The organism is Novosphingobium sp. B-7 (assembly GCF_000410615.1).
GTDB lineage: Bacteria > Pseudomonadota > Alphaproteobacteria > Sphingomonadales > Sphingomonadaceae > Novosphingobium > Novosphingobium capsulatum.
On record NZ_APCQ01000431.1, the window covers coordinates 1 to 4033 of the forward strand.

Here is a 4033-nt window from a genome sequence, read left to right on the forward strand (position 1 = left end):
GCCAAGCCGGCACCGCGCCGCGCCGCGCCCAAGGCCCCTGGCAGCAAGGCGCCCAGCCCGCGGAGCCCGGGCAAGCGATGAGCCTGCGCCTCGCCATCTTTGATTGCGACGGCACCCTGGTCGATAGCCAGGCCGATATCGGCGCGGCGATGGACGGGGCGTTTCATGCCATGGGCCTGGTGCCGCCGCCACGCAGCGAAACCCGGCGCATCGTCGGGCTGTCGCTGGTGGAAGCGATGCGCCGCCTCCATCCCGAAGGCGATGCGCAGGCGCACGACATGCTCACCCAGGCCTACAAGGACACGTTCCGCGCCCGGCGCGAGGCCGGCATGGTGGGCGAGCCACTCTATGACGGCATCGCCGCGCTGGTCGAAGACCTGGCGCAGCGTGGCTGGCTGCTGGGCGTGGCCACCGGCAAGAGCGACCGGGGTCTGGCCCATTGCCTGGCCACGCATGGCCTGTCGCGCCATTTCGTCACGCTGCAAACCGCCGATCGCCACCCATCCAAACCGCATCCCAGCATGATCGAGGCCTGCCTCGATGCCACCGGCGCAGACACCGCCCTGACCGTGATGATCGGCGATACCGCCTATGACATGGCCATGGCCCGCAATGCCGGCGTGCGCGCGATCGGCGTGGACTGGGGCTATCACGAGCGGGCCGAACTGTTCGCTGCCGGCGCCCATGCCGTCGCCGGCACCGTGGCAGAGCTGGCCGAACTGCTCCACGCGGTAGGTTGAGGCGATGCGCGATCCGGCGATGGGGCGCTTTGCCCTGCTGCAACTGTTGCGCCTGGCAGGCACGCTGATCGTGTTGATCGGCGCCATGGTGGCGTCGGGCAATGTGCCGTGGCTGGCGCGCGTACCGCAATGGGGCGCGTTCGCACTCGCCTTTGCCGGCCTCACCCTGTTCTTTGGCGCGCCGCGCTGGCTGGTGCGGCGCTGGAAAAGGCCATCATGAAGCGCTTTTATCAAGACGTTACGGTTTCACCTGAAGACGCTGGCTTTCGCGTGTGCCTCGATGGGCGCGGCATCCGTACCCAGGGCGGCCGCCCGCAGATCGTGCCCACCGCCGCCCTCGCCCAGGCCATGGCCAGCGAATGGGCCAACCAGGGCGAGACGATCGACACCGCCGCCTTCGCCTTTCGCGACATGGCCGACTATGCGATCGACGTGGTAGCGCCCGCCCCGGCCGCCGCGCGCGCCGATCTGCTGCCTTATGCCGAGACCGATACGCTGTGCTATCGCGCCGAGCCCGACGAACCGCTCGCGGCGCGCCAGCGCCTGCTGTGGGAGCCCCTGCTTGCCATGGCCGAGGCACTCTATGGCGTGGCTTTCACGCGCGTGTCCGGGATCATGCACAAGCCCCAGCCCGCGCCGACGCTTGCGGCACTTGCCGCCGAGCTGGAGCAGCTTTCGCCCTTTGCCCTGGCTGCCCTGCGCAACACCGCCACGCTGTCGTGCTCGCTGATCATCGGCCTTGCCGCGCTTGATCCCGGCGCAGACATTGCCGCGCTGTGGGATGCGGCCTGTGTGGAGGAAGACTGGCAGGCAGAGCTGTGGGGCAAGGACGAGATGGCCCAGGCCCGCCGCACCTTGCGCGGGGAGGCCTTTGCCACGGCCGCGCGGTTCGCCCAGCTGCTGTAACGCGGCGCGGCGCCCCGTTGGCACGGCAAAAGCGATCACCCTGATCGAATCGCCTGCCTTGCGCCGGTGCGCCGCTCCGCCTATCTTGGCGCCATGGCTATCCGCGAAATTCTTGAAGTTCCCGATCCGCGCCTCAAGCAGGTCTCGGCTCCGGTGGAAACGTTCGACGACGAACTCCGCACGCTCGTGTCCGACATGTTCGATACGATGTACGATGCCCCCGGCATCGGCCTGGCCGCGATCCAGGTGGGCGTGCCGCTGCGCGTGCTGGTGATCGATCTGCAGCCCGATGACGAGGATGCCGAGCCCGAAGCATGCCACGACCACGGCTGTGGCCACAGCCACCAGCCGGTGCGGCGCGAACCGCGCGTGTTCATCAACCCGGAAATCCTCGATCCTTCCGAAGAACACACGATCTATCGCGAAGGCTGCCTCTCAGTGCCGGAAATCTATGCCGAGGTGGAACGCCCTTCGCGCATCCGCGCCCGCTGGCAAGATCTTGACGGCACGGTCCACGAGGAAGCGATCGACGGCCTGCTGGCCACCTGCCTGCAGCACGAGATGGACCACCTCGAAGGCATCCTGTTCATCGATCACCTCTCGCGCCTCAAGCGCCAGATGGCGCTCAAGAAGCTGGACAAGCTGCGCAAGGTGGCGTGATCGCCCCTGACAGTTGAGGATAAAGCGGCCCGGCACATTGCGTTGCCGGGCCGCTTCGTTTACGTTCCCGCTCTGTTCTTGAGTGGAGGCGGACCTTGGCGGTGGTTTTGGTAATCGTGGCGCTGGTGATCGGCCTGGCCCTGGGCTGGTTCCTGGGCGGCCGCCCGGTGGCAGAGGCGCAAGGCCGCGCCACTGCCCGCGAGAACGAAGCGCGCGAGGCGCAAGGCACGATCAAGGCCATGGCTGTGGACCTTGCCACCATGGCTGAGCGCGCGCGCCAGGCAGAGCAGCTTGGCGCCGAGCGCGATGCCCTGCGCGCCGAGCGTGATGGCCTGGCCACCCACCTCGCCGCCGCCAGCGAGCGCGCGGCCGAAGCCGACGCGCTGCGCGATGCGCTGCACGAGGCGCGCCAATCGCGCGAGGACCTGCGTGCGGAACTGGCCCGAATGAAAGCCGACGCTGCCAATTTTGCCGAACAGAAGCGCCTGTTGATCGAGGCGCAGGAAGCGCTGCGCCGCGAATTCGAGAATGCCGGCAACAAGGTGCTGGAACGCGCGCAAGAGGCCTTCATGGCCCGGGCACAGGAGCGCTTTGCCCAGAGCGAGGAAAAGGCGGCGCAATCGCTGCGGGCCCTGCTCGCCCCGGTGGATCAGCGCCTGAAAAGCTATGAAGAGCAGGTCGGCAAGCTGGAAAAGGAACGCGTCGATGCGTTCGGCAATCTCACCGGGCTGATCCAGGCGATGCGCGACGGGCAGGAGCAAGTCCGTGCCGAAGCAGCGCGGCTGGGCAATTCGCTGCGCAATGCCCCCAAGGCGCGCGGCCGCTGGGGCGAACAGCAACTGCGCAACGTGCTGGAACAGTGTGGCCTGGCCGAGCACACCGATTTCGTCACCGAGCATTCGATCGATACCGACGAAGGCCGCCTGCGCCCCGATGCCATCGTGCGCATTCCCGGCAACAAGCTGCTGGTGATCGACGCCAAGGTTTCGCTCAACGCCTATCAGGATGCCTTCGAAGCCGCCGACGATACCGCGCGCGGCGTGGCCCTGGCGGCGCACGTGCAATCCATGCGCAACCATATCCAGACGCTCGGCGCCAAATCCTATCAAAGCCAGTTCGAAGAAGCGCCCGACTATGTGCTGATGTTCGTGCCGGGCGAACACTTCATCGCCGCCGCGCTGGAACGCGATCCGCAGCTGTGGGACTTCGCCTTCGATCGCCGCGTGCTGCTCGCCTCGCCCACCAACCTTGTCGCCATCTGCCGCACCGTGGCCCAGGTCTGGCGCCAGGATGGCCTGGCGCGCGAAGCCCGCGAGATCGGCCGGATGGGCGGCGAACTGTACGATCGCCTGGCGGTCGCCGCCGATCACCTCAAGCGCGTCGGCTCTGGCCTGGAAAGCGCGGTCACCAACTACAACAAGTTCGTCGGCAGCTTTGAGCGCAACGTGCTTTCGGCCGGTCGCCGCCTGCGCGAAAAGCATATCGAGATCGGCAAGCGCGAGGTGGAAGAAGTGCCGCTGGTCGAAACCGCGCCGCGCTATGTCGCCACGGACATTGCCGCAGACACCCCTGCAGTCGGGGCCTCGGAACTGCCCGCGCCAAGCGGCGTTGGCGTTGAAGGGGAAACGGCTGCAGGGTAACGATGGGCATGATGGCACGACAGGCAAACAAGGGCTTGCCCATGCGCAGCGCAGCTTGGACAGTGGCACTCGCCAGCCTTGCGCTGG

General features: G+C 67.4%; 5 protein-coding genes. All 5 read left to right on the forward strand.

The features are described 5' to 3' along the window. The first annotated feature begins 77 nt into the window (after positions 1-77). A complete protein-coding gene (locus tag H926_RS0105360) occupies positions 78-740 on the forward strand; it encodes an HAD-IA family hydrolase (protein WP_028657623.1) in 663 nt (220 codons plus the stop codon). A 4-nt stretch (positions 741-744) separates the two neighbouring features. Beyond that, positions 745-960 carry a hypothetical protein gene (locus H926_RS0105365; RefSeq protein WP_022675400.1) on the forward strand — a complete coding sequence of 72 codons (216 nt, stop codon included), beginning with the start codon at positions 745-747 and terminating at the stop codon, positions 958-960. Further along, complete coding sequence (locus H926_RS0105370; RefSeq protein ID WP_022675401.1) at positions 957-1646, forward strand: ATP12 family chaperone protein; 690 nt, start codon at positions 957-959, stop codon at positions 1644-1646. Before H926_RS0105365 ends, H926_RS0105370 begins: the two co-directional genes overlap by 4 nt. A 93-nt stretch (positions 1647-1739) precedes the next feature. Then, entirely contained in the window at positions 1740-2306 is a 567-nt protein-coding gene (gene def, locus H926_RS0105375) for a peptide deformylase (RefSeq protein WP_028657624.1), read from the forward strand. A 95-nt stretch (positions 2307-2401) separates the two neighbouring features. After that, positions 2402-3946 carry a DNA recombination protein RmuC gene (gene rmuC, locus H926_RS25750; RefSeq protein WP_051146257.1) on the forward strand — a complete coding sequence of 515 codons (1545 nt, stop codon included), beginning with the start codon at positions 2402-2404 and terminating at the stop codon, positions 3944-3946. Positions 3947-4033 lie beyond the last annotated feature (87 nt).